This is a genomic window from Cobetia sp. 10Alg 146, from assembly GCF_029846385.1.
In the GTDB taxonomy this organism is placed as follows: domain Bacteria; phylum Pseudomonadota; class Gammaproteobacteria; order Pseudomonadales; family Halomonadaceae; genus Cobetia; species Cobetia marina.
Genome location: NZ_JARWKT010000013.1, coordinates 26,773 through 52,526, shown reverse-complemented (window position 1 = coordinate 52,526; position 25,754 = coordinate 26,773). Strand labels below are relative to the sequence as shown.

The window sequence follows — 25,754 nt, the reverse complement described above, 5'->3', positions numbered from 1 at the left end:
ACCGCTGGTAACGCCATGCGTCCCCGGCAGCGGATGCGTACTTTACGCACGATCCTGGCTGAGGGCAAGGGCTTTCTGGCCAGATACCGCAATTCATTCAAACACGCTCATGCTGGTACGGCATGCTCCAGCATCAGCTGCAGCGACTCTCTCCCCCGCCAGCGATTGCGCGACAGCTTGTAAGCACACTTCAGAGCGGCCCCCACGCCGAATGCCGGCGATTCCCCCGGCGACAGCGCCCGGAACCAGATCGCCTTGAGGCGTGTACGCCCGAGCGAGAGCTCAAGCGACAGATGTGTGCCATCGGCACCTACCGGTCGCAGACTCTCGACCAGGAAACTGCCCTCGAAGAGAGGCGCCTCGAACTCACGCCCGAAAGGTGCCAGACGCTCGAGTTCATCCAGGGTCTCCAGGCTCAACTGCCCTTCTGCCAGTTCACCATCACTGAGAATCAAGGGGTTGAGCGCCCTTTCACCCAATTGCTCCGCGGCCGCCTGTTGCAGAGCACGAGTGAAGGTACCCTTCTCCGCCAGGGGCAAGCCCACCCCTGCCGCACCTCTGTGCCCACCGAAACGCGGCAGACACTGCGGTGCCAGGTCATGCGCTCGCTGCAACGCATCCCGCAGATGCAATCCTTCGATGGAGCGCCCGGACCCCGTCAACATGCCGGGCACCGCGGCTGGTGTCAGCACGACGGTCGGACGCCCGAACTGCTGCACGAGACGTGAAGCGACGATGCCCTGCACTCCCGGGTGACCATCTTCCAGATGCACCACGATCACCTGATGCCCTTCCCGCAACGAGGCGAGCGCCAAGGCGCGCGCCGACTCCACCATCTCGGCCTCGATCGCCTTGCGCGACTGATTGTCCTGATCGAGCACCTCCAGCGCGCGCTGAGCAGCCTCATCTTCACGCGCCAGCATGAAATGCAGCGCGGCGTAAGGATCATCCAGTCGTGAGCGGGCATTGATGCGCGGCCCCATCTGGAAGGCCAGCGTCTCGGCATCGAAGGGCACGCTATCGGCACCGAGCCGCTCTGCCATGGCTCGCCAGCAGGGCTCCTGCATGCGATTGATCAACGTCAGACCCAGATTGACCACCGCACGATTGATCGCACTGCCCCCCAGTGACACACAGTCCGCCACCGTCCCCAGCGCCACATACGACAGCCATGGCGACAACTTGGGCGCATCCCCCGGCAATCTGCCTTGCTCGATCAGCACATTGCGCGTCAATGACATGGTCAACCAGGCCACCATGCAACCGGCGATGGTCGCATCCGGATAGGCACAATCGTCACGTGTCGGATTGACGGTCGCGTAGGCGGAAGCCGGCGGCCCTTCCTGAGGCAACGCATGGTGATCCGTCACCACGACCTCTATCCCCGCTTCCTTGAGCAGCGCCAGGCGCGCCTCATCACTGGAACCACAATCCGCGGTGACGATCAGGCTCGGGCGCGGCGACAATGTCATGATGCGCTCGACCAGCGGCAGACTGATGCCGTAACCATCGTGGATGCGATGACCGATCAGACTGTGCACGCGGTCGTAGGGCACATCGAACAGCTCCGTCAGCGTGCGCAGCATCACCACATGCGAGGTGATGCCGTCCACGTCATAGTCCGTGAGGATGCCGATGTGCTCACCCTCGGCGACAGCACGCGCGATGCGCTCTGCCGCCCGCCGGGCATCCGCCAGCCGCTCGGGATGCTCGATGTGCCGGAGCGCCGGCGTGACCAGCGCCTCCAGCGGCGCCTTGCAGCTCTCCAGCGTCAACCGCCCTGCCAATACCCGTGCCTGCAGTTCGCTGAGCCCCGTCGCGATCCCCTGCTGGTAGAGACGCTCATCTCTGACGCGAGGCTGGATGACCCGCGCGATGCTGGCCGCCAGCGTACGCTCATCAGGGCGCGATGCGGTGCCTTGTGCCAAGGAGGGTGACAAGGAGGGAGTGACAGACATGAAGAACTCCTGACAAACGACATGGCCGTCATTTCGACAGCGGACTGCGAAAATGACGGCCATGAAAGAAGGACGACGGCTCAGCCCCGGAGGCCTGAGCCGTCGTTGATGCGATCACCCGCGGCGATTCTCGCGCACGAAGTCCTGCACGGCAGCCAGCTCGGCCGGCAGCACGCTGTAGCGCTCTTCGCGCTCCAGCAGGTCATGCAGATGTGGCGGCAGATCGACACCCGCGAAACCAGCACGCGCCACCGCTTCGGCGAACTTGGCCGGATGCGCCGTCGCCAGCGTGATCATCGGCGTCGCGGTATCCGTCCGGCAGACTTCTGCCGCGCGATAGCCTGTCGCCGTATGCGGATCGAGGATCTCGCCGGTGCGCTGATGCGCTTCACGGATGACCTCGAGAATCGTCTCGTCGTCGACACTGTGGCTGGAGAACAGCTCACGCAGCCTGGCCAGCGGGGCATCTGCCAGCGCCGCCGGTTCGCGCGAGAAGTGCTCGAGCAGTTCACGGATCGCCTGACCATCACGGCCATAGGCTTCGAACAGCAGACGCTCGAAGTTGGAGGACACCACGATATCCATTGACGGTGCCAGCGTCGCCTTCAGCTCCTGACGCGAGAAGTCGTTGGAGGAGATGGTGCGATGCAGGATGTCGTTGGCGTTGGTGGCGATCACCAGCTGACGTACCGGCAGCCCCATGCGCGAGGCCAGATAGCCGGCAAAGATGTTGCCGAAGTTGGCCGACGGCACCGTGAAGCTGACCTGACGCGCCGGAGCGCCCAGCGCCACACCGGCGGCCACGTAGTAGACGGTCTGGGCCATGATGCGCGCCCAGTTGATCGAGTTGACCGCGACCAGACGCGTGCCATCCAGGAAATCCTGGTCGGCGAAGCTGGCCTTCACCATCGCCTGGGCATCGTCGAAGTTGCCTTCGATGGCGACATTGAAGACATTGGGCGCCAGCACGGAAGTCATCTGGCGGCGCTGCACTTCGGAGACGCGGTTGTGCGGATGCAGGATGAAGATATCCACATGATCGCAGGCACGGCAGCCCTCGATGGCGGCAGAACCGGTATCACCGGAGGTCGCGCCCATGATCACCGCACGCTCGCCACGCTTGGCGAGGAAGTGATCGAGCAGGCGACCCAGCAGCTGCAGCGCGACATCCTTGAAGGCCAGCGTCGGGCCGTGAAACAGCTCCAGCAGGTAATGGTTGCTGTCGAGCTGATTGAGCGGCACGACCGCATCGTGACTGAAGGTCGCGTAGGTCTCGCGCACGAGTTCACGGAAGGTCTCGTCATCGATGGCACCATCGACGAAGGGCTTCATGACACGGAAGGCGACTTCCGCATAGGACTCACCAGCCATCGCCGTCAGTTCTTCGGCACTGAACTGCGGCAGGGTTTCCGGCACATACAGGCCACCATCGCTGGCAAGCCCCGTGAGGACCACATCTTCAAAACCGAGCGCCGGCGCCTGGCCGCGCGTGGAGATATAACGCATGTCGTGTCTTCCCGTGGCGTTCGCCACCGTTATGATTCTTGCTCTTCCGGCCTGCGCCGGCTGCCCAGCGGTACCGAGCCATCTACCTCGATGACCCGGTACCGTTTGCCCGCGATCAGGCGTTGTCGTCGAGATCCTCGACGCGAATGCGCACCACGGAACCGGCGACATCCACCAGCGCTTCCAGCTGGCGAATCGCTTCGTTCATGTGCAGTTCGCGCGCGCGGTGCGTGAGCAGAATGATCGGCACCAGCTCGCCTTCGGTGGCCTCCTTCTGGATGATCGCCTCGATGGAGATACCCTGTTCGGAGAGAATCGACGCGACACGCGCCAGGACCCCCGGACGATCCACCGCATGCAGACGCAGGTAGCAGGCCGTCTCGATCTCTTCCATCGGCAGGATCGGCAGGGTGTCACCGTGCTGATTGATCTCGGCGAAGGCCAGATACGGCACGCGGTAGCGGTGGTCGGTGGCGATATCGCGCGCCACATCGAGCAGATCCGCCACGACGGCAGAGGCCGTCGGCTCGGCACCGGCGCCGGCACCATAGTAGAGGGTGGGGCCCACTGCATCGCCCATCACCTCGATGGCATTCTTGACACCATGCACGTTGGCCAGCAGGCGCTCCTTGGGAATCAGCGTCGGATGCACGCGCAGCTCAAGGCCCTTGGCCGTGGCGCGGGTGATCCCCAGGTGCTTGATGATATAGCCCAGGTTGTCGGCCTGCTCGATGTCATCAGCCGTGATGCGCGAGATGCCTTCGGTGTAGGCCTTGTCGAACTGCAGCGGCACGCCGAAGGCAATGGAGGCCAGGATGGTCAGCTTGTGGGCAGCATCGATGCCTTCAACGTCGAAGGTCGGGTCCGCTTCGGCATAGCCCAGCGCCTGCGCCTCGGCCAGCACGTCATCGAAACTGCGACCTTCATCGCGCATCGCGCTGAGAATGAAGTTGCCGGTGCCGTTGATGATACCGGCCAGCCACTGGATACGGTTGGCGCCCAGGCCTTCCCGCAGGGACTTGATGACCGGGATGCCACCGGCGACCGCTGCCTCGAAGGCCACCATCACCCCTTTCTCGGCCGCGGCGCGGAAGATCTCGTTGCCGTGCACGGCGATCAGCGCCTTGTTGGCGGTCACGACATGCTTGCCGTTGGCGATCGCTTCCATCACCAACTCATAGGCCACGTCATAGCCACCGATCAGTTCGACCAGCACATCGATCTCGGGGTTGCGCGCGACCTCGAAGATGTCATGCGTGCGGCTGACGCCGGTGATATCGCAGTCAGGGTTGTCACGACGAGCGCCAACCTGTTCGACGATAATCGGGCGTCCAGCACGACGCGCAATCTCATCGGCATTGCGTACCAGCACGTTGAACGTGCCGCCGCCTACGGTACCCAGACCACAGATTCCTACTTTCACCGGTTTCAACGTCGCTTTCCTCTCTTGTTACGGTATCCAGCCTTGGAGGCCGCGCCGGAGCGCCAGGGCCTTGCCGACCTGTCGTCGGTCTATTATCCAGACGGCTCGCGTCTGTGTCTTTCGTGACCACGGTAGCAAGGCAGGACGCCCTGTCAACGCACAGCCACTCTGAGGCGTCACGCCATCAGCCATCCAGTCCCAACATGGTGGTCAGGCGATCCACCGGCAGATAGCCCGGCACCATCTTGCCATCCGGCATCACGATGGCCGGTGTGCCCTGCACGCCCATGCGCGTACCGAGCTGATACTGGCTTTCCACCGGGGCATCACAGCTGGCTTCCTGCTTGGGCGCCTGCCTCTGATTCTTGATCTGGTTCATCGCCTCGGTGCGATTCTCGGCACACCATACCTGAGCCAGTTCGCGTGCGCCCTGCGAGCGCAGACCGCCACGCGGGAAGGCCAGATAACGCACTTCGACACCACGCGCATTGAGCTCCGGCACTTCCTCATGCAGCTTGCGGCAATAGGGGCAGGTGGTGTCAGTGAAGACGCTGATCACCGCCTTGACCTCACCCGCCGGGCGGAAGATGACCATGTCGTCCTCACTGACCTCGGCCAGCAGCTTCTGGCGCTCGCCATTGGCCTTCTGCTCGCTGAGATTCACCAGCCCCTTGTCACCGTCGTTGCGGTACATGTCCCCGACGATCAGGTGCTTGCCCGTCGCATCGGTGAAGAAGGTCTCGCCGCTGGTGAGCTTCACCTCGAAGAGACCCTCGATCGGACTGGAAGCCAGCGACTCCACCGGCAACGGCTGGCCATTGACCACCAGCTTGTCACGCAGATCATCCAGCGCGTCAGCCTGGGCGAGCGGTGCCATCACGCTCAGCAGGGTAGCAGCGCTCAACAGACGCAACGCCTGTGGCAGGCGCTGCGGGCGGCGGGTGAACTTGCTCATCAGACTCTCCTTGGCGTCCGCGGGGCGAAGTGCCTGGTATCAACCACGCGGATGATGTTCGGCGTGCAGGCGTTCCAGACGCGCCTGAGCCACATGGGTATAGATCTGGGTCGTGGATAGATCACGATGACCCAGCAACAGCTGCACGACACGCAGGTTGGCACCATGATTGAGCAGGTGCGTCGCAAAGGCGTGGCGCAGGGTATGCGGTGACAGGGGCTTGTCGATACCGGCCGTGACGGCGTGGCGCCGGATGCGGTGCCAGAAGGTCTGCCGCGTCATGGCCTTGTCATGCCGACCGGGAAACAGCGCCGGGCGCGTCTGGTCGGCCATCATCGCAGGTCGGCCAGCCGACAGCCAGCGTGACAACCAGTCACAGGCCTCCTCGCCCAACGGCACCAGACGCTCGCGATCGCCCTTGCCGATCACTCTGACCACACCCTGGCGCAGATTGAGCGCATCGACCCGCAGACCGACCAGTTCACTGATGCGCAATCCCGCGCCATAGAGCACCTCCAGCATGGTACGGTCGCGCAGGCCGATGGCCGTCTCGAGATCCGGCGCCTCCAGCAGGCGCTCGACTTCCTCCTCGTCGAGCGTGCCAGGCAGGCTGGGGATCACGCGGGGAAGGCGCACCTCATGCACGGGATCCGCCTCGATCATGCCCTCGGCCAGTGCCCAGCGATAGAACCGCCGCAACGCAGACAACAGTCGCGCGGTGGAGCGCAGCGCATGCGATTCACGTCGTGAGTCACAGAATGCCTGCACCTGCACAGGGGTCGCCTCCAGCAATGGCGTGGCTTCGCCTCCGGACTCCTGCTGCTCCAGCAACCACCGCTGCCAGCTCTCGAGGTCACTTCGATAGGCACCAAGCGTGTTGTCACTGGCGCCGCGTTCCAGCCACAACGTATCGAGAAATGCCGCGACCAGCGTCTCGTCATCCTTCATGCCTGCCTCCTCCTTCCCGATGCGCGCAACCGACACCTTCCGGCGCGACGACTGCCGAATTCTACCGTGACGCCCTGACGTTGAAATGAATCCGACGGTCACTGCGGCAACTTTCCCTCATCCACAGACACAAAGACCCCGCCATGCGAGGCATGGCGGGGTCTTTGTGAGGCGGAGGAGCAAGTGGCAATTCGCTCCTCCGCCGTACTGCCGAGTTCTGCAGTCAGGGAATGCGGAGCGCTTAGCCCAGCTTTTCCTTGATGCGTGCAGACTTGCCGCTACGCTCACGGAGGTAGTACAGCTTGGCCTGACGGACGTCACCACGACGCTTGACGTCGATGGCAGCAACCTGCGGGCTGTAGGTCTGGAAAGTACGCTCGACGCCCACACCGTGGGAGATCTTGCGGACGGTGAAGGCGGAGTTCAGACCGCGGTTACGCTTGCCGATCACCACGCCTTCGAAGGCCTGCAGACGCTCGCGGGTACCTTCGACGACCTTGACCTGGACGACGATGGTGTCGCCCGGTGCAAAGGCCGGGATTTCCTTGGCCATCTGCTCGTTTTCGATCGCCTGGATCAGTTTGTTCTTGCTGCTCATCGCTAGCTCCAAATTCGTTAGCATCAACCCTGAGGCTGATGTTCGTCATGACCCCGGCACCGCAAACGGCCTTGAACACGGGGATCGACCTTGTGTGTGACGCGCCACGGGGCTCCCGCAAGATGACTCCGGGCCGTGCCGCACCTCCGCCACGGTGGCGGCCTTCTCCTGACGGCGAACGCGAGGTCCGCGAAGGTCAGGCCTTGCCTTTCCGGGCGTGCTGCGCGATGAACTCGTCGAGCAGCTTGCGCTCCTCACGAGTCAACGTGCGGCTCTCCAGCAGATCCGGACGCCTGAGCCAGGTACGTCCCAGAGACTGTTGCAACCGCCAGCGCTTGATCAGGGCATGATTGCCACTGAGCAGCACTTCCGGCACTCGCTTGCCGTCGATGACTTCGGGGCGAGTGTAGTGCGGACAATCGAGCAGGCCGTCGGTGAAGGAATCCTCCTCCGCACTGGCTTCATGCCCGAGTACGCCCGGCACCAGGCGCGCTACCGTATCGATCAGGACCATGGCTGGCAGTTCCCCGCCAGACAGGACGTAATCGCCGATCGACCATTCCTCGTCGATCTCCTCTTCCACCACGCGTTCGTCAATGCCTTCATAGCGTCCGGCCACCACGATCAGGCGCTCATTCGTCGCCAGTTCGCGGGCACCGGCCTGATCCAGCTTGCGGCCTTGCGGGGAGAGATAGATCACGCGGGCGTCGTCACCGCCAGCGGCACGGGCGTCACGAATGGCGCCTCGCAGGGTCTCGACCTTCATCAACATGCCGGGACCACCGCCGTAGGGACGATCATCGACCGTACGGTGCCTGTCGGTGGCGTAGTCACGCGGGTTCCAGAAATCGACCTCGAGCAGGCCCTTGTCGACCGCTCGGCCGGTCACGCCACTGGCGGTAATCGCCGTGAACATTTCCGGAAACAGACTTACTACACCAATCCACACAGGCGTCAGCTCTCTGTGCTTTTCATCAGAATTCGGGATCCCAATCGACGCTCATGCGTCCATTGACGAGATCCACATCGCGAACCACCTGATCGGGCAGGTACGGCACGAGCCGTTCCTTCTCATCGATGCTGTCATCGTTCGGCTTGATCACCAGAACGTCGTTGGCACCGGTTTCCATCAGGGTGTTCACTTGTCCGAGGCGCTGGCCATCCAGCGTCACCACCTCGAGACCTTCCAGTTGATGCCAGTAGTACTCACCCACCTCGAGCTGCGGCAGTTGCTGCTTGGGCAGGAGAATCTCCGCCCCGGCCAGCGCCTGCGCCGCTTCGCGATCGTCGACACCTTCCAGCTGCGCCACCAGACCCTTGCCATGACGACGTGCCTGGGCAAGTCGCGCGGGAATCTGCTTCCCGTCAAGCTTCAGGATCCAGCCGGCATAGTCGAAGATGCCATCGATCGGGCTGGTGTAGGAGTACACCTTGAGCCAGCCTTTCACGCCATAGGGGCTGGTAAGCTTCCCCATGACCACCACATCATCGCCATGCGAGGTGTGTGCGGTCGGCTGCGGGTTGTTCGAGTGAGTAGGCATCCTGGAAATCAAGCCTGCTGCTTGCCAGCTTCCTTGATCAGCTGAGCGACACGGTCAGAGACCTGTGCGCCCTGCTGCTGCCAGTGAGCGATGCGCTCGAGATCGATGCGCAGACGCTCTTCCTGGCCGCGAGCGACCGGGTTGAAGAAGCCGACGCGCTCGATGAAGCGGCCATCACGGGCTGTGCGGGAATCAGCTACAGCCAGGTGGTAGAAGGGACGCTTCTTGGCGCCACCACGTGCCAGACGAATGGTAACCATTGCGTAATCTGTCCTTCGTGTTGAAGTGAAAATCGTGCCACAGAACTCGGCTTCGCATGGAGGGTCCACACGAAGAGGCGACATTCTACGGAAAATGCCAAGCCTTGGAAACCTTTTTCCATGGCCATACGCGCGCCCCGCGACACGAGCCGTGTCACGGGGCGCGATTCGTGACTCTGACGCCACGAAATCCTGTCGGCGAGAACCTCAGTGCCTTGCCGGAGACTCAGCGACGCGGGAAGCGTCCGCCGCCCGGGCCACCCATGCCTCCCATCCCGCCGGGACCGCCCATGCCGCCGGGGCCACCCATGCCACCGGGACCGCCGCCGCCCATCATGCCGGACATGCCACGCATCATCTTCTGCATGCCACCTTTCTTGCCGGCCTTCTTCATCATCTTGGCCATCTGCTTGTGCTGCTTGAGCAGACGATTGAGGTCCGGCACCTGGGTACCGGAGCCCATGCAGATGCGACGCTTGCGCGAGCCATTGATGAGATCCGGGTTGCGACGCTCCTTGGGTGTCATGGAGTTGATCATCGCCTCGAGCTTGCCCAGTTCCTTCTCGCTGGCCTGGCTCTGGGCGACTTCCGCCAGTTGCCCCATGCCCGGCAGCTTGGACATCAGGCTGCCCATGCCACCCATGTTCTTGAGCTGCTGAAGCTGGTCGCGGAAGTCCTCGAGATCGAAGCCCGAGCCTTTCTGGACCTTCTTGGCCAGCTGCTCGGCCTTGGTCTTGTCGACGCTGCGCTCGGCTTCCTCGATCAGCGACAGCATGTCGCCCATGCCGAGGATGCGCGAGGCGATGCGGTCCGGGTGGAAGGGCTCGAGGGCATCGACCTTCTCCCCCATCCCCATGAACTTGATCGGCTTGCCGGTGATGTGGCGAACGGACAGCGCCGCACCACCACGCGCATCACCATCGGCCTTGGTCAGCACGACACCGGTCAGCGGCAGGGCTTCATGGAAGGCCTTGGCGGTATTGGCGGCATCCTGACCGGTCATCGCATCGACGACGAACAGCGTCTCATCAGGATTGACGCTGCGATGCAGCGCCGCGATCTCGTCCATCATGTCGGCATCGACATGCAGACGGCCGGCGGTATCTACCAGCACCACGTCGTGGAACTGGATACGCGCGTGCTTCATCGCCGCTTCAGCGATGGCGACAGGCTGCTGGGAGGAGTCGGAGGGGAAGAAATCCACCTCGACTTCCCTGGCCAGCGTTTCCAGCTGGTCGATGGCGGCCGGACGATAGACGTCCGCCGAGACCACCAGCACCTTCTTCTTCTCGCGCTCACGCAGATAACGCGCCAGCTTGGCGACGGTGGTCGTCTTGCCCGCACCCTGCAGACCCGCCATCAGAATGACGGCCGGGCTGCCCTTGAGCACCAGACCTTCATTGGCTTCGCCCATGATCGCTTCCAGCTCCTGCTGGACGATCTTGACGAACTGCTGACCCGGCGACAGGCTCTTGGACACTTCCTGGCCGACGGCACGCTCGCGCACGCGGTCGATGAAGGCCTTGACCACCGGCAGTGCGACATCCGCCTCAAGCAACGCACGGCGCACTTCACGCAGCGTGTCCTTGATGTTGTCTTCCGTCAGCTTGGCCTGGCCGGTAATCGACTTCAGCGTCTGCGACAGGCGATCACTCAAACTTTGAAACATGGGCCTCTCCGGCTAGGGACGTCTGGGGGCCGCTCGCAGCGGCTCGAGAACAGTGCTGTCCTCGATTCCGGGGGTCACGGCATGACGCCCCAGCGCGTGAATGGTTCATCCTGTGGCGCATTATACGCACAGGGCGGGTCTGTCTCCATGATGGGGACACTCAAGCGCCGACCAAATCCTCTCTCGCCGGGAATTCTCTCCCCGACACGGCTCCGCCAGCCTCCTCAAAGCGCGTGGCGTGGATGCAATCACATGAGTGCATTCGGTATAGTCACATCATATAGGCAGCGTCTCGTACAGGACCTGCCTCCTCGTACATCCTCGGCACCTGGACAACAGCACATGCAGGCTCTGCCCTTTGCCTTTCTGGCCATCATCTTCTATCTCGGCGCCGGCCTGTGGCAGGGCCTGACGCTCATCCGCCGGGTACCGTCCAGACCACGTCTGGTACGCGGCCTGGCACTGGTAGCCGTCGCCTGCCATGCCGTGATCGTCTGGCTCACCATCAGCCATGGCGGCGAGCTGCACCTCGGACTGTTCGAGAGCGCCTCGCTGGTCAGCTGGGCCATCAGCCTGCTGCTGATCCTGGCCAGCATGTTCAAGCCGGTGATTGCCGGCGGTGCTGCCCTCTTCCCCGTGGCGGCCATCTGCGTCCTTGGCGTGATGAATCTTCCCAGCGCCAATACCGAGAATCCACTTTCCGCGGGGCTCATCGCCCACATCCTCACCTCGGTGGCGGCACTGGCCTTCTTCAGCATCTCGGCCATGCAGGCCGGTCTGCTGTCATTGCAGCAACATGCGCTGAAGAAGCGTCACACCCGCGGCATCGTCCAGGTACTGCCCGCGCTGACCAGCATGGAGCGCGCACTGTTCGAGCTGATCTGGGCCGGAATGATCCTGCTCAGCGTGTCGATTCTCAGCGGCATGATCTACCTCGACAACCTGTTCGCCCAGCACCTCGCGCACAAGACGGTCCTGAGCTTCGGCGCCTGGGTGATCTTCGCCGTGCTGCTGTTCGGCCATCATGTCCTGGGCTGGCGCGGACAGCGCGCGGCGCGCTGGACGCTGGGCGGCTGCCTGGTGCTGGCGCTGGCCTTCTTCGGCACCAAGTTCGCCCTGCAGGTCGTGTTTTCCCACTGAGCGTCGCTGTCGTGACGGGCAGCACCCGCAGCAGCTGGTGCATTGCCGTCACGGCAGCAGTATCATGCGCGTAAATCCGCCACCGAGGACCCTTCACTCTTGAGCGACGACACCCCGCTGGGGCTGCTGTTCGGCCTGCTGGTCATCCTGATCTTCCTGTCTGCCTTCTTCTCGAGCTCCGAGACCGGCATGATGTCGATCAACCGCTATCGCCTGAGCCACCGCGAGAAGAGCGGTGAGCGCGGCGCCAAGCGCGTTACCCGCCTGCTATCTCGCCCGGACCGTCTGATCGGCGTCATCCTGATCGGCAACAACTTCGTCAACAATCTGGCAGCGTCTCTGGCCACCATCATTGCCATCCATTACTTCGGTGATGTCTCCGGCCCTGCCATCTCCACTGCCGTCCTCACCATCGTGGTGCTGATCTTCGCCGAAGTGACGCCCAAGACCATGGCCGCCGTGAATCCCGAGCGTATCGCCTACCCGGCGTCGGTGATTCTCGAGCCCATGCTCAAGCTGCTCTATCCGCTGGTCTGGCTGGTCAATGGCATTTCCAATGGCCTGCTGCGCCTGTTCGGCGTTCGCGATGTCAGCGGCGGGGCCGACAGCCTGACCCGTGACGAGCTGCGCACCGTGGTCCACGAGGCTGGCAGCATGATCCCGCGCCGTCACCAGGGCATGCTGCTGTCGATCCTCGACCTCGAGAACGTCACCGTCGATGACATCATGGTGCCGCGTCAGGAAATCTTCGGTATCGACCTCGATGATGATCTCGACATCATTCTCAGTCATATCCGCGCCAGTCAGCACACACGAGTGCCGATCTACAAGGGTGACATCAACAACATCATCGGCATCCTGCACCTGCGCAATGCGGCCCGTTTCCTGTCACTGGACGAGGTCACCAAGGCCTCCATCATCCAGGAGGCCCGCGAGCCCTACTTCATCCCGGAATCCACCCCGCTGCATACCCAGCTGCTCAATTTCCAGAAGCAGAAGCGCCGCATCGGCATCGTGGTCGACGAGTATGGCGATGTGCAGGGGCTGGCGACACTGGAGGATATCCTTGAGGAGATCGTCGGCGAGTTCACCACCGACGTGGCCGGCACCCATCAGGAAATCCATCCTCAGGACAACGGCAGCTACGTGATCGAGGGTACCGCCAACATCCGCGAGATCAACAAGGCCATCGGCTGGCAGCTGCCGACCGATGGCCCCAAGACGCTCAATGGTCTGATCCTCGAGCACCTGGAATCCTTCCCGGATGCGCCAGCCAGTCTGGCCATCGGCACGACCCGCATCGAGATCCAGCAGGTCAAGGACAACCAGATCACCTCGGCACGCTGCTGGCAGGCCTCGCGCACCACGCGTACCTGATCCAGCGCCTGCAGGGTAACGTTGCAGCGTCATGCGCGAAGGGCCCGCCATCTGGCGGGCCCTTCGCGTTCACGTCCATTGCAATGCGGTGTTGCACGCCACGGGGCGGCCAATGCCGGAGACACACGCTATCCTGTGCCTGCCCGGAACGCCGGGCCGCCGGATCGCCGGATCGCCGGATCGCCGGATCGCCGGACCACCTTTTTCTGCACTGCCCACTACCCGCAAATGGCCCTCATGACCCAAGCCTCTTCCCCGACGACTGTCCTGCACCACCACCCCGCACGCTTCACGCTGATGCTGGCACTGATGGTGGCGCTCGCGCCTCTGGCGACCGACGCCTATCTACCCGCCATGCCTTCCATGGCAGGCGACTTCGGTGTGGACGAGCATCGCATCGGCCTGACCATCACCATGTTCTTCTTCGGCTACGCGATGGGTCAGCTGGGCGGTGGCCCGCTGTCCGACAGTCTCGGACGCCGCCCCGTCGCCCTGACTGGTTTCGTGCTGTTTCTCGTCGCCGGACTCGGTTGCGCACTGACACGAGACTTCCACTGGCTGCTGGTCTGGCGAGTGCTTCAGGGCATCGCCACCGGCATGACCGGCGGTGTCTCGCGCACCGTGGTGAGAGACGTCGCGACCGGCAAGGACGCCGCGCGCCTGATGACCAACGTGACCATGGTACTGATGACGGCGCCACTGATAGCGCCGTCCCTGGGCGCCCTGGTGATCTCGCTGAGCCACTGGACGACGATCTTCTTCGCGCTGGGAGTCTACGGGCTGATAGTCGGCCTGATCATCCATCGCTGGCTGCCGGAGACTCACCTCGCCAGCGAGCGCACGCCCTTCAGACCACGCAACGTGCTGCGCAGCTATGGCGACGTCCTCACCACCCGGGGAGTCCCGGGGCACCTGATGCTGATCCTGTGCGGGCCCGGCATCATGTTCACCTTCATCACCAATGCCAGCTACCTGTATCAAGGGCTGCTCGGGATGACACCGCCGCAGTTCGCGCTGGCCTTCGGCGCCAATGTGGTCGCGATGTTCGTCGGCAACCGTCTCAATCACCTCGGCCTCAAGCACCTGCGCACGCGCACGCTGGTCAAGCTGGCATTGAGCGTCCAGCTGACCGGCATCACCTGGCTGCTGGGGCTGGGTCTCACTGGCACGATCAGCGCCGCCACCCTGATTCCCGGCATGCTGGTGGTACTTGGCGCAGGCGCCATGATCACCCCCAACGTGATGGCGGACTACCAGTCGCTGTTCACCCGCGGCCACGGGGTCGCCAACGCCATCTCGGGCACCGCGCTCTTCCTGGGCGGCGGACTCTACGGTGCGATTGCCAGCCTGTGGCTGAACGGCTCCAACATGCTGCCGGTACCGCTGGTCATGCTTGCCGCATGCCTGGTGGGCGGCATCGGCTTCTGGGTAACCCGCCACACCGCGCCATCCAATCAGCCTGCCGCCCACGGCAGCAGTTCCAGCGCCCCCGCGTAAGCGCCATCACTGTCCACAGAACGTGAACCGCATACGCAAAGACGCCGCCCGTGAAGCCACGGACGGCGTCTTTTTTTCAGGGAACGCTCTCGCGCTCACCACGTGAGGGGGCTGCCACCCTCGACCAGAGCAGCTTCACCCCGTCATTGGCAGTCCGCCAGGCGTGTCGCCTTGCGATGCAGATCGCGCACGGCCTCTTCCAGCTCCGCAGCCTTGACGTTCTCCGGCGCGAAGGTGCGACCGACGCACAACTCCACCCGACCACGCAGGCGACGCGGCCACTTGGCAAAGGCCGGTCCGCCGCCGTGGGAGAACCACGACCCCCACAAGCCCCCCAGAGCCATCGGGATCACCGGCGCCGGATCACGCGCGAGGATCAGCTCCAGCCCACGCCGGAAGCGTCCCACTTCCCCATCTCGCGTCAGCTTGCCTTCCGGGAAGATCATGACCACCTCGCCCTCGCGCAGCGCCATGCCGACCTCTTCCAGTGAACGACGCACACCGGCGGGGTCCTTGCGCGAGGAATCCACCGGAATGGCCCCCGCAATACGGAAGAACCACTTGAGCCAGGGAGAGTGATAGATCTCGGCATCCATCAGAAACCGCAATGGGCGCGGGCTGGCGCCGCCGAGTATCAGCGCATCCATGAAGCTGACGTGGTTGCACACCACCAGTGCCGCGCCTTCCGCCGGTATCCGCCAGCGCCCCTTGAGGTGCAGCCGATACATCAGGTGAATGAGGATGAAGATGATCAGCCGCAGGAAGGGCCGCGGGTCACGCAGCATGCAGATCACCGCGATCAATCCACTGATCAAGGACAGCAGCAGCAGGAAGTCCGGAATATCACGCCCCATCACGCCCAGCACCAGAATGCCGGCACCGGCCGAGAGCACCATCAGCAAGGCATTGAGCACATTGTTGGCCGCGATCATGCGCGCGCGATGGTCCTCGGGGCTGCGCAGCTGCAACAGCGTGTAGAGCGGCACGATATACAGGCCGCCGCCGAAGCCGATGACGCCGAGATCCAGCCACATGCGCCAGAATCCGGCGATGCCCAGCAGCTCGATCAGCGGCGTGGCCATCTGGGCCTCAGCCAGCGCCGGGCGCAAGGCAAGGTCCAGCCCGCCGGCAAAGATGATCAGCGCCCCGAAGGGCACAAGCCCTGTCTCGAGTCGTCCACGCGAGACACGCTCACAGGCCAGCGACCCCAGGCCAATGCCGATGGCAAAGGCCGCCAGCAGGGCCGATGTCGCCCCTTCGGCCCCATGGACGATATCCCGCGCATACGCCGGTAATTGCGTCAGATAGCTCGCGCCGAGGAACCAGAACGCACTGATGCCGAGCAGCGCCCAGCGTAGCCGACGATTGCTCAGCCCCTCGCGCATCACCGCCACGCTGCCGGACAGCGGCCGCCAGGGCACCGGCCCCGGAGAAGCGGAAGGCGCCGGAGGAATGCGCATGGCAGCCAGTACGCCCAGCACCGCCAGCGACACCAGCGATGCCGACAGCGCCCAGCGCGCCAGCTCACCGCCCAGCGCCATCAAGGCCGCGGCCGCCAGGGTACCGACCAGAATGGCGAGGAAGGTACCCAGTTCGACCCAGGCGTTGCCACTGACCAGCTCATCGGCCTTGAGATGCTGAGGCAGGATGGCGTACTTGACCGGGCCGAACAGCGCGGACTGGGTGCCCATCATGAACAGCAGCGCCAGCAAGAGCTCCCAGGCCTCGAAGATCAAGGCACCCGCCGCCACGCTCATGGTGGCAAGCTCCAGCCACTTGAGCCTGACGATCAGCCGCTGCTTGTCGAGGCGGTCCGCCAGCAGGCCGCCCCAGGCGGAAAACAGCAGAAAAGGCAGGATGAACAATCCGGCGGCCAGATTGTTGACGACGCCGGTGTCCCAACCGCGCTGCTCGATGACCACGAAGGTCAGCAGCAGCAGCAGCGCGTTCTTGAAGAGATTGTCATTGAAGGCCCCGAGGGCCTGGGTCCAGAAGAAGGGGGCAAAGCGTGGCCGCCGCAGAAGGTCTCGACTCATCGCCCTGCTTCCGTGGCATCCCCCGAGCCTGCAGCCTCGCTGCGCACCTTGAGCCCCGCCAGCATGGTATCCAGCAGCTGGTCGAGCAGTTCCGTGACTTCCAGCGGCTGTCCTTGCCACAGACCCAGGCGTTCATTCATGCCCAGCTGGACCAGGCCATGCACGCTGCCCCACAGGGTTCGCGCCATGCGCTTGGCTTCCACTGACTCCACCTTGGGAGCGTACTCGACCAGAGCCAGCTCCACTCGCTCGAACAAGCCTTCGATCATGGCGTTCTGACGCTGATCCAGCTCCCCTTCCTGAGCCAGCGGGAAATCGAACAGCAGCTGCCAGCGATAGGGGTCGCGCTGGGCAAAGCCCCAATAGGCTCGCGCCAATGCCTTGAGACGCTGGGAGGGGCTCGGGGTCTCCTGCCCGGCAATCGCATCGCGCAGACGGTCCAGGGTCGTCAGATTGACGTGCTGGAGCAGGTTGCCAAAACTGCCGTAGAGCTTGAGCAGGGTACTGGGGGCGCAACCGACTTCGCGAGCCAGGTTGCGCAAGGACAAGGCGTGAACGGGCTGCTGCTTGAGCCATTCATCGCATGTCTCCATTACCCGCGCATGCAGCGCTTCCGGTGCATGCTGACGTGGACGGGCCATCGAATTCCTCTGGTGCTGAGATGCGTTACCGCGCAGCGAATCTGGCGCGGTGTGTGTCCGGACTGCGCGGGTTGGCAGAGAGAGTCACGATGCCTGAGCATCCTGCTCTTGAAGCGCCCCATGTCAGCCATTGAATCGAACAGTGTTTCCGTCCAGCATATCGAGACTGAGCACAAACGCAAGCGCCACCAAGGTGTGGCATGCTGGCGACTGCCGCGTGCAGCGGGGCTCTCGCGCTCATGATTGGGCAATGCGTCGCCCTGCATGTTCCCCCCTGCCCTTAATCTCAAAGGATTTCCGTGGCCGGACGCCTGTACCTTCCCCCGTTTCCCGAAGACCTGCCGCCCAGTGAACTGTTCGGATCACTCGCGACGCCTGCCCTCACGCGTCAACTGCGGGAGGAGCGCCTGGTGAGCGCCAATCGCGCTCCGCGCCTGCCGGTCTCGATGCTGCGCCTGGAAGGCCCGAGGCTTCGCCAGGTGCCAGCGCTCTGGGGGCTGACGCCCAGCTGGCTGGAGGTCATGGACCACGCGCCCCACGTGGCGCGCGCCGAGTCGCTGGAAACGCGACGCATGTTCCGCGAATCCTTTACCAGTCAACGGGCACTGATTCCCGTCGGTGGGGTCTATGTCTGGAAGGAACAGCCGCGCATGAAGCAGCCCTTTCTGGTCACGCACGCCACCCGCGCTCCGCTGTTGCTCGCCGCGCTGTGGACCCGCCACTTCAGCCCCCCGCTGATGGAAGGACTGCCCCCCGAGGGGCGCGACAGCTTTGCCTTGATCAGCGTGGCGTGCGCGGGTGTCACCGCACGTCTGACCGACCGCATGCCGGCGGTGATCGCACCGCATCAGGTGCGGGAATGGCTGAGCGCCGATACCCCGCTGGACAGGGTACGTGCCATGCTGACACCGGACGCCAGCCTCGCGGCCTTCCCCGTCGCTCGCCGGGTCAATGATCCCGCGCACCAGGAATGGAGCGTCGCGCATCCCACTGGCCCGAAGCTGAGCTGAGAGACGCCACTCGGCGCCCGGACAGCATGCTCAGATCGGGAACGCTGAATCCAGGCCGGTCAGACACGCGTATCGCTAGAAGGGGAGCACATCCTCGGACCTGCACTGCTCGTGAGGCGTTGCTGATCTACCTGCGCGCTTGCGACGCATGAATCGCCCTTATCGAACCACCATGCCAGTGTCATCGGTGCCGTGAACCAGGAGAGAAGATGTCCTTGCCATCAGGATTCCGTCCGCTCGCATTGAGCGCTGCCATTGCCGCCATCGTCATCACCGGCCTATCGCCCGGCGTCAGCCTGGCCGATTCCTCCACGCCCCCCGCACCGTCCTCCATGACGTCAGCCACCTCGGCCTCTGCCATCACCCAGGCAGGCCCGGTGATCAAGAGCGCCAATGACCAGCGCGACTATCGCAGCCTGACGCTCGACAATGGCCTCAAGGTGCTGCTGGTGAGCGACCCGGCGGCTGACAAGGCTGCCGCTGCCATGGACGTGGAGGTGGGCAGCGCCCAGGACCCCGATGACGTTCCCGGACTTGCTCACTTCCTCGAGCATATGCTGTTCCTCGGCACCGATCGTTATCCAGAGCCTGATGCCTATCAGGAATTCATCACCCGTCACGGCGGGCAGCACAACGCCTTCACCGCCAGCCAGGACACCAACTACTTCTTCGATATCGCACCGGATGCCTTCGCCGAGGCCCTGCCGCGCTTTGCCCGCTTCTTCGTCGCACCACAGTTCAATGCCGACTACGTCGACCGCGAGCGTCATGCCGTGCATTCCGAATATCAGGCACGCCTGCAGGATGACGGGCGGCGCGTGAATGAGGCTGTCGAGCAGGCACTCAATCCAGATCACCCCTTCAACCGCTTCAGCGTCGGCAGCCTCGAGACACTCAAGGACAGCGAGGCCGGCAGCCTGCGCCAACGCCTGGTGGACTTCTATCAGGCGCATTACGGCGCCGGCGTGATGCGCCTCACCCTGGTCGGCCCCCAAACGCTGGACACGCTGGAGTCACTGACGCGCCACAATTTCTCCGATGTCCCGAATCGCGAGCTCTCACGGCCACAGATCGACGCGCCGCTGGTCACTGCCGATGAGCTGCCCGCACGCGTGGAGGTCAAGGCACTCAAGCAGGAGCGCGAGCTCGACTTCATGTTCCCCATCGAGGACCCCATCGCGCAGTATCGCGTCAAACCGGTCAGCTACCTTGCCAATCTCATCGGACATGAAGGGGAAGGCAGCCTGCTGGCGGTGCTCAAGGACAAGGGCTGGGCGGATGGGCTCTCGGCCGGCGGCGGCCCCAGCGATGGCGAGAATGCCCTGCTCAGCATCAGTGTCACCCTGACGCCCGAAGGCGCCCGGCATCAGCCGGAAATCCGCGCCGCGCTGTTCGACTATCTGGCATTGATTCGCCAGCAGGGCCTGGAGGAGTGGCGCTACAAGGAGCAGGCGGCGCTGGGCGAGCAGGAATTCCGCTTCCAGCAGCGCAGCTCTCCCGTGGACCTGGCCAGCAGCCTGGCCATGATGATGACGCGCTATCCGGTCAAGGATGTGCTGGCCGCGCCCTACCTGATGCAGGACTATGACGCCGAGCTGATCGAGTCGACCCTTGATCGCCTGACGCCAGAGAATCTGCTGGAGGTCTACTCCGGCCCTGATGTCACGGGAGAGCAACAGGGCAAATGGTTCAAGGCGCCCTATACCCTGACGCGCCTCACGGACGATGCCGTCGCCCGTGCCGGAGACGATCCCTCGCTGGCCGCCCGGCTTGCCCTTCCGGCCCCCAATCCTTATCTGGCCAGCGACTTCCAGGTCCTGAATCTGCCCGATGCGCCGCCACGTCAGCTGATCGACGAGCCCGGCGCCGAACTCTGGTATCAGGGTGATGACAGTTTCGGGGTCCCGAAGGCCGAGTGGCGCTTCGGGCTGCTCAACCCCGCCGTGAGTGCCTCGGTCGAGGATGAAGTCATGAGTCGCGTATTGGCGGCATGGCTGAACGACAGCCTGAATGCCCGCCTGTACCCGGCACGTCTGGCCGGACAGGATGCTCTGGCCTATGCCCATGGCCGCGGCATCACGCTGCAGTTCAGTGGCTGGCGCGACGGCCAGCAGCCGGAAATGCGCGAGGTGCTGGATCAACTGGTCAATGGTGACATCGACTCTCAACGACTGGCACGCATCACGCAGCGCATGACACGCAGCCTGAGCAATCGCGCCCAGGCGCCCCTGTATACGCAGCTGGGCCGCAGTCTCAGTGAAGCGCTGGTCGGCCAGCCCACCACCGTCTCGCAGCAGCAGGACGTGCTGGCGCAGGTCACCAGCGAACGTCTGGACGCCTTCCGCAAGCGCTTCCTGGCACGCCTGCATGTCCAGGCCATGGTGACAGGCAACCTGAGCGACACTCAGGCACGCGAGACCGGTCAGCTGGTGATCAATGGCCTGGCCCCCCGCGTCACGCGCAACGGCATCCCGGAGCTTGCCATCCACCGGGTGGACCAGCCCCTCGCGTTGCGACCGGAGAGCTCACGCGGTGATGCCGGCGCACTGCGCTACCTGCAGGGCAAGGATCGCACGCTCGAGAGTCAGGCCAGTCTGGCCGTGCTGGGCCAGCTGATCGAAGCCCCGTTCTACAGCCGGCTGCGCACCGATGAGCAACTGGGCTACATCGTCTCGGCCAGCTACTCCCCCATGCTGGATGCCCCGGGCCTGAGCCTGCTGGTCCAGTCGCCTTCCAAGGACAGCAAGACCCTGTTCTCGCGCATGGATGCCTTCTTCACGACCTTCGATGAGCGCATCACGGCGCTGGATGAAGCCACGCTCGCCAGCTATCGCAGCGCAGTGATCGATGGTCTCGAGCAGAAGCCGCGCCGCCTCTCCGAGCTTGCATCACGCAACTGGAGCGAACTGAGCTTCGGCTGGACCGACTTTGATCGCCGCCAGCAGCTGATCCACGCCGTGGAGCAGGTCAGCGTCCAGGATATCCGTGACGCCTGGCAGCAGGTGACTCAGGCGGCGCCACTGGAACTGGCCTTTGATCCCGAGATCCCCAGCGACTTCGATCAGCGCCTGCCGACGCTCGCGCTCCCCCTGCTGCCGGAGGCGCCACGTGCCGAGCACGGTGCCACCACCGCCGCTCCCTCGGCGCAACCTGCGGGCAATGCCCAGCATTGATCGCGCCACGCGTGCATGCCCGACGGCCAGGCGGGTCAGTCAGAACGCTTCCGTGAAGGACGGAGCCGTGAAGTGAAGAGCAGATCAGAGACGAGTGGAGCGTCAGTTTTTTCCGAGAGATGAACGACACGACCCCGGCGAATTCGCCGGGGTCGTGTCGTTGTGGCTGCGAGAATTTCGAGAATCAGCCAAAGGCCTGTGGCGGCATGATGCCTTCCACATACATCGCCAGTTCTTCCAGAATCTGCACGCGCGCCGGATCCTGCTCGTTCTGGGCCAGACGCTGGATCTCGCTGACGAAGCCCTTCACGGTCAGGCTGGCGACCTGCTCGTCATTCATGCGCTCCCAGCGCCACTGCTCCCAGCGCTCCCGCTCGGCTGAATCAAGCGTGTAGCCGTAGCTGCGTGCGCGGTAGCGGAACAGCATCTCCTCGAGTCGCCCATCCTGGAAGGCGAAGGGCGTGTCATCCAGTGCCTCGGGGTGAGAGGCCCGCACGCGCTCCATCTCCTTGCGGTCCGCGGGCGAGAAGAAGCCTCCCGAATAGAGCATCAGGTCCGGGTCAGCCGGGCCGGCCGGCGGCGTCTCGGCAAACACCTGGGCGACCTTCACGCCGACCCCCGCATTGTCCTTGAGCCACTTCCAGTGCTCACGACATCGTGCAGGGTCGAGCTTGAGGCGCGCGACGATCTCGCCGTATTCCCCCTGGTGAGGGCCGGAGACATCCTTGAGCGCCGTCGCCGGCATCAGCACCGGGCTCTTGTTGAGATGAATGACCTTGAGGGGGATGCGCTCCTCACCTTCCGCCAGGTCATCCGCGCTGGCGAACACCCGCGCCCGAATCTCCTCGGGAGTGAGATCCATCAGCGGTGCCGGGTCCACCGACAGGTCATAGACGATGACGCCATTGGCATTGGAGGGGTGCTCCGCCAGCGGCACCACCAGCGCACCGCATGCTCGCGAGGCCGGATAGCGACGTGAGATGTGCAGCATCGGCTTGCGCGCACCGATGTCCAGCAGGCTGGCGACATGACGCTTGTTGCGCAGCTTGAGCAGATACTCGAACAGCCGGGCATTGCGTGACTTGAGCAGACGCGCCAGGGCGATGGTGGCCCGCACATCGACCAGGGCATCGTGCGCGCCGGCATGCTCGATGCCATTGGCGGCCGTCAAATCTTCCAGACGGAAGCTGGGGGCTCCGTCCTCGCGTCGCGGCCACTCGATCCCCTCGGGGCGCAGCGCATGGAAGGCGCGCACCACATCGATCAGGTCCCAGCGCGAATTGCCGTTCTGCCACTCACGCCCGTAGGGGTCGAGGAAGTTGCGATAGAACAGGTGACGGCTGACTTCATCATCGAAACGCAGGCTGTTGTAGCCCACCGAGCAGGTGCCCGGCACGCTCATCTCGTCGTTGATGCGCCCGGCGAACTCGGCCTCCGGCAGGCCGCGACGCTCGGCCTGCTGCGGCGTGATCCCCGTGATCAGGCACGCCATCGGATGAGGCAGGAAGTCGTCAGCGGGCTTGCAGAAGAGCGTCAGCGGCTCACCGATCTCGTTGAGCTCCGCATCAGTACGAATGGCGGCAAACTGCGATGGACGGTCGCGGCGCGGGTCAGCACCGAAGGTCTCGTAGTCGTGCCACAGGAAGGTGGGCTCTGCCACAGGAAATCTCCACGCGGACGGTCAGAAAATGCACCTGCCAGAACACCGCGCCCGAGGGGGGCGATGTTCTGGCAGGAAAGTCGTACGAATCAGCGGTTGTCGAGTCTGCTCATGCCTCGCCGGGGCGCGGCAGAGTGACGTTCAGCTCGAGCACCGAACAATCATCCTCGCGGTCCAGCGAGATGTTGATGGCATCCTGATCGACCTGAACGTACTTGCGAATCACCTCCAGCAGCTCACGCTCCAGCATCGGCATGTAATCCGGCTGATCACGCTGACTGCGCTGGTGAGCCACGATGATCTGCAGCCGCTCCTTGGCGACATTGGCCGTCTTCTTGCGCTCTCGCTTCAGAAAATCCAGTAATTTCACTTGCGCCCCCCTCCAAACATTCTGGCCAGCAGACCGCGCTTCTCGACTTCATGGAAGCGCAGCTGGACTTCCTCGCCCAACAGGCGGGAAACGCAGTCCACATAGGCCTGACCAGCATCGCTCTTCTGGTCGTGGGTCACCGGCACCCCCTGGTTGGAGGCGCGCAGCACGGCCTCCGACTCGGGAATCAGGCCGATCAGCGGGATCGACAGGATTTCCTGGATGTCCGTCAGATTCAGCATGTCACCCCCGGTCACGCGCGCCGGATGGTAGCGGGTGATCAACAGGTGTTCGCGCACCGGAGAATCGCCGTTCTCGGCACGGCGTGTCTTGGAAGACAGCAGACCGATGATGCGATCGGAATCGCGCACCGAGCTGACTTCCGGGTTGGTGACCACCACCGCTTCATCCGCGAAGTACATCGCCAGCTGGGCACCGCGCTCGATACCGGCCGGGGAGTCACAGATGACGTAGTCGAATTCTTCCCGCAGGCTTTCGAGCACCTTCTCGACGCCTTCCAGCGTCAGCGCATCCTTGTCACGGGTCTGGGAGGCCGGAAGGATATGCAGGTTGTCGATGCGCTTGTCGCGGATCAGCGCCTGCTTGAGATTGGCCTCGCCCTGGATGACGTTGACGAGGTCGTAGACCACGCGCCGCTCGCAACCCATGATCAGATCCAGGTTGCGCAGACCCACATCGAAATCGATCACGACGGTCTTGTTGCCGCGCAGAGCCAGTCCGGTGGCAATGGCGGCGGCGCTGGTCGTCTTGCCGACTCCGCCCTTGCCTGACGTCACTACGATAATCTTGGCCAAAGGTATCTTCCTTGCTGAGAGTCCCCCGTGAAACGGGGATCACCGGTAAATATTGGATATCGTTCGAGGCACGCCGGCATCACTCAACCGAGGCGTGCGATACAAAGCTGGTCGTGTTCGAGCACGACTTCGACACTGGCACCCAGCAGACGATTGTCGATGTCGTCCAGGCGCTTGTAGGTTCCCGCTACCGAAAGCAGCTCGGCATGCAGTTCCTTGCAGTAGATGCTGGCGTTGCGATCGCCATGGATGCCGGCCAGCGCCCGGCCGCGAAGGGCGCCATAGATGTGCACGCTGCCGGCGGCCAGAATCTCGGCACCGGCATTCACGGCACCGATGATCACCAGATCACCCTCTGGCGCGCTGACCTGCTGCCCTGAGCGCACGGTACCACGGTAAACCTTGCTGGCATGGGCCGGCACCTCAACGACCGCGGCTTTTTCGTCCGCGACAGTCGCCTGTGGCTCGTCGGCGGGAGTCGCTTTCGCCTCAGGCTCGACAGTCGTGACCGGCGGCACGGACTCCAGCGTCCGGCCGCGATTTTCCTGGGGCGGGAACCACCCGAGACCCAATGCCCAGGCAGACTGGCGCACCGGGTCGCCACCACCGCGCACCGCCACCGGCAACAGCTTGTGGCCGCGACACACGGCGCAGATACGCTCCAGCGCCAGGTGCGGCTCGTCGAGCTTCTCGACGCTCAACACCACCGGCGTGTGCTGAAAGAAGGCGGGGGACTGGCTGAGTTTGCTGACCAGTTGGGCACGGATCTGCTCCGGGTCTCCACTGACCAGTTCCATGACCGTCATCGGCAGCATGCCGCCTTTGAAGGTGAAGGCCTGGGAGGCCCTGTCCGTACTGAGACTCATGACCTGACTCCGGGTTGCGTGAGGGAAGTGACACCCTCCGACACTCGTGAAAGAAGCTCGTGACGCTCGAGACATCCCTGGGATGGCATCCCGAAGCAGAAGGCCATCTGCCCGGCAGGCAGATACCTGCCCGACGACTCATGCGGTGAAACGCCGAGGCCAGACGCCCCATCTCCCCGCGACGCAGTGCGACTTCTGCAGGAAGCGAGCTTCGTGATGACGTATCACCCGAGCGAGGAATGGCCTTTCATGAACCATCGCTCTGCTGAACAAAGCTATGTGAGCTGACACGGCGCTGCAACTGATGATAC

The 25,754-nt window shown here is 63.8% G+C and carries 21 protein-coding genes; 5 read left to right on the top strand and 16 right to left on the bottom strand.

What is annotated here, in order from left to right; all coding sequences use genetic code 11:
• Positions 1–107: 107 nt before the first annotated feature.
• The 10 genes from QD172_RS17085 to ffh form a co-directional block, all read right to left on the bottom strand.
• Positions 108–1,958, bottom strand: coding sequence for a DHHA1 domain-containing protein (locus QD172_RS17085; RefSeq protein ID WP_279856346.1), 1,851 nt, complete (start codon positions 1,956–1,958; stop codon positions 108–110).
• Positions 1,959–2,072: 114 nt separating this feature from the next.
• The gene (gene thrC / locus QD172_RS17080) at positions 2,073–3,464 is read right to left on the bottom strand and encodes a threonine synthase (protein WP_279856345.1); all 1,392 of its coding nucleotides are present in this window, start codon (positions 3,462–3,464) and stop codon (positions 2,073–2,075) included.
• Positions 3,465–3,579: 115 nt separating this feature from the next.
• Positions 3,580–4,896: a homoserine dehydrogenase gene (locus tag QD172_RS17075; protein ID WP_077373629.1), complete on the bottom strand. Its 1,317-nt coding sequence runs from the start codon at positions 4,894–4,896 to the stop codon at positions 3,580–3,582.
• Between the two features lie 175 nt (positions 4,897–5,071).
• Positions 5,072–5,842: a DsbC family protein gene (locus QD172_RS17070; protein WP_191237731.1), complete on the bottom strand. Its 771-nt coding sequence runs from the start codon at positions 5,840–5,842 to the stop codon at positions 5,072–5,074.
• A 39-nt stretch (positions 5,843–5,881) separates the two neighbouring features.
• Complete coding sequence (gene xerD / locus QD172_RS17065; RefSeq protein ID WP_077373623.1) at positions 5,882–6,790, bottom strand: site-specific tyrosine recombinase XerD; 909 nt, start codon at positions 6,788–6,790, stop codon at positions 5,882–5,884.
• Between the two features lie 241 nt (positions 6,791–7,031).
• A complete protein-coding gene (gene rplS, locus QD172_RS17060; protein WP_043336437.1) occupies positions 7,032–7,388 on the bottom strand; it encodes a 50S ribosomal protein L19 in 357 nt (118 codons plus the stop codon).
• 196 nt (positions 7,389–7,584) lie between these two features.
• Entirely contained in the window at positions 7,585–8,337 is a 753-nt protein-coding gene (gene trmD, locus QD172_RS17055; RefSeq protein ID WP_065392606.1) for a tRNA (guanosine(37)-N1)-methyltransferase TrmD, read from the bottom strand.
• A gap of 25 nt (positions 8,338–8,362) precedes the next feature.
• Positions 8,363–8,929, bottom strand: coding sequence for a ribosome maturation factor RimM (gene rimM / locus QD172_RS17050; protein WP_065392605.1), 567 nt, complete (start codon positions 8,927–8,929; stop codon positions 8,363–8,365).
• Positions 8,930–8,937: 8 nt separating this feature from the next.
• Positions 8,938–9,189 (bottom strand): 30S ribosomal protein S16, encoded by a 252-nt coding sequence (rpsP, locus tag QD172_RS17045; protein ID WP_065392604.1) that lies wholly within the window; start codon positions 9,187–9,189, stop codon positions 8,938–8,940.
• 226 nt (positions 9,190–9,415) lie between these two features.
• Complete coding sequence (ffh, locus tag QD172_RS17040; protein ID WP_077373620.1) at positions 9,416–10,858, bottom strand: signal recognition particle protein; 1,443 nt, start codon at positions 10,856–10,858, stop codon at positions 9,416–9,418.
• Between the two features lie 342 nt (positions 10,859–11,200).
• Between ffh and ccsA the strand changes: the two genes are divergently transcribed.
• The 3 genes from ccsA to QD172_RS17025 all read left to right on the top strand — a co-directional run bounded on the left by ccsA (position 11,201) and on the right by QD172_RS17025 (position 14,872).
• Positions 11,201–11,998: a cytochrome c biogenesis protein CcsA gene (ccsA, locus tag QD172_RS17035; protein ID WP_077373617.1), complete on the top strand. Its 798-nt coding sequence runs from the start codon at positions 11,201–11,203 to the stop codon at positions 11,996–11,998.
• 99 nt (positions 11,999–12,097) lie between these two features.
• On the top strand, positions 12,098–13,375 hold the full coding sequence (locus QD172_RS17030; protein WP_077373614.1) for an HlyC/CorC family transporter: 1,278 nt from the start codon (positions 12,098–12,100) through the stop codon (positions 13,373–13,375).
• A gap of 237 nt (positions 13,376–13,612) precedes the next feature.
• Positions 13,613–14,872, top strand: a complete 1,260-nt coding sequence (locus QD172_RS17025; RefSeq protein WP_279856344.1) for a multidrug effflux MFS transporter — start codon at positions 13,613–13,615, stop codon at positions 14,870–14,872.
• Positions 14,873–15,015: 143 nt separating this feature from the next.
• Here QD172_RS17025 and QD172_RS17020 read toward each other — a convergent pair whose 3' ends face one another.
• Both QD172_RS17020 and QD172_RS17015 read right to left on the bottom strand, forming a co-directional pair.
• Positions 15,016–16,908 carry an MFS transporter gene (locus tag QD172_RS17020; protein ID WP_279856343.1) on the bottom strand — a complete coding sequence of 631 codons (1,893 nt, stop codon included), beginning with the start codon at positions 16,906–16,908 and terminating at the stop codon, positions 15,016–15,018.
• Entirely contained in the window at positions 16,905–17,549 is a 645-nt protein-coding gene (locus tag QD172_RS17015) for a TetR-like C-terminal domain-containing protein (RefSeq protein WP_077373605.1), read from the bottom strand. The genes QD172_RS17020 and QD172_RS17015 overlap by 4 nt, the downstream gene beginning before the upstream one ends.
• A gap of 299 nt (positions 17,550–17,848) precedes the next feature.
• Between QD172_RS17015 and QD172_RS17010 the strand changes: the two genes are divergently transcribed.
• Positions 17,849–18,559: an SOS response-associated peptidase family protein gene (locus QD172_RS17010; RefSeq protein ID WP_279856342.1), complete on the top strand. Its 711-nt coding sequence runs from the start codon at positions 17,849–17,851 to the stop codon at positions 18,557–18,559.
• Positions 18,560–18,768: 209 nt separating this feature from the next.
• On the top strand, positions 18,769–21,732 hold the full coding sequence (locus QD172_RS17005) for an insulinase family protein (RefSeq protein WP_279856341.1): 2,964 nt from the start codon (positions 18,769–18,771) through the stop codon (positions 21,730–21,732).
• 184 nt (positions 21,733–21,916) lie between these two features.
• Here the strand turns inward: QD172_RS17005 and sbcB are convergent, their stop codons facing one another.
• The 4 genes from sbcB to minC form a co-directional block, all read right to left on the bottom strand.
• Positions 21,917–23,392, bottom strand: a complete 1,476-nt coding sequence (gene sbcB / locus QD172_RS17000; protein ID WP_077373596.1) for an exodeoxyribonuclease I — start codon at positions 23,390–23,392, stop codon at positions 21,917–21,919.
• Positions 23,393–23,501: 109 nt separating this feature from the next.
• Positions 23,502–23,762, bottom strand: a complete 261-nt coding sequence (gene minE / locus QD172_RS16995; RefSeq protein ID WP_043336475.1) for a cell division topological specificity factor MinE — start codon at positions 23,760–23,762, stop codon at positions 23,502–23,504.
• The gene (gene minD, locus QD172_RS16990; protein WP_077373593.1) at positions 23,759–24,577 is read right to left on the bottom strand and encodes a septum site-determining protein MinD; all 819 of its coding nucleotides are present in this window, start codon (positions 24,575–24,577) and stop codon (positions 23,759–23,761) included. Before minD ends, minE begins: the two co-directional genes overlap by 4 nt.
• 83 nt (positions 24,578–24,660) lie before the next feature.
• Complete coding sequence (gene minC / locus QD172_RS16985) at positions 24,661–25,443, bottom strand: septum site-determining protein MinC (RefSeq protein ID WP_191237736.1); 783 nt, start codon at positions 25,441–25,443, stop codon at positions 24,661–24,663.
• Between the last annotated feature and the right edge of the window lie 311 nt (positions 25,444–25,754).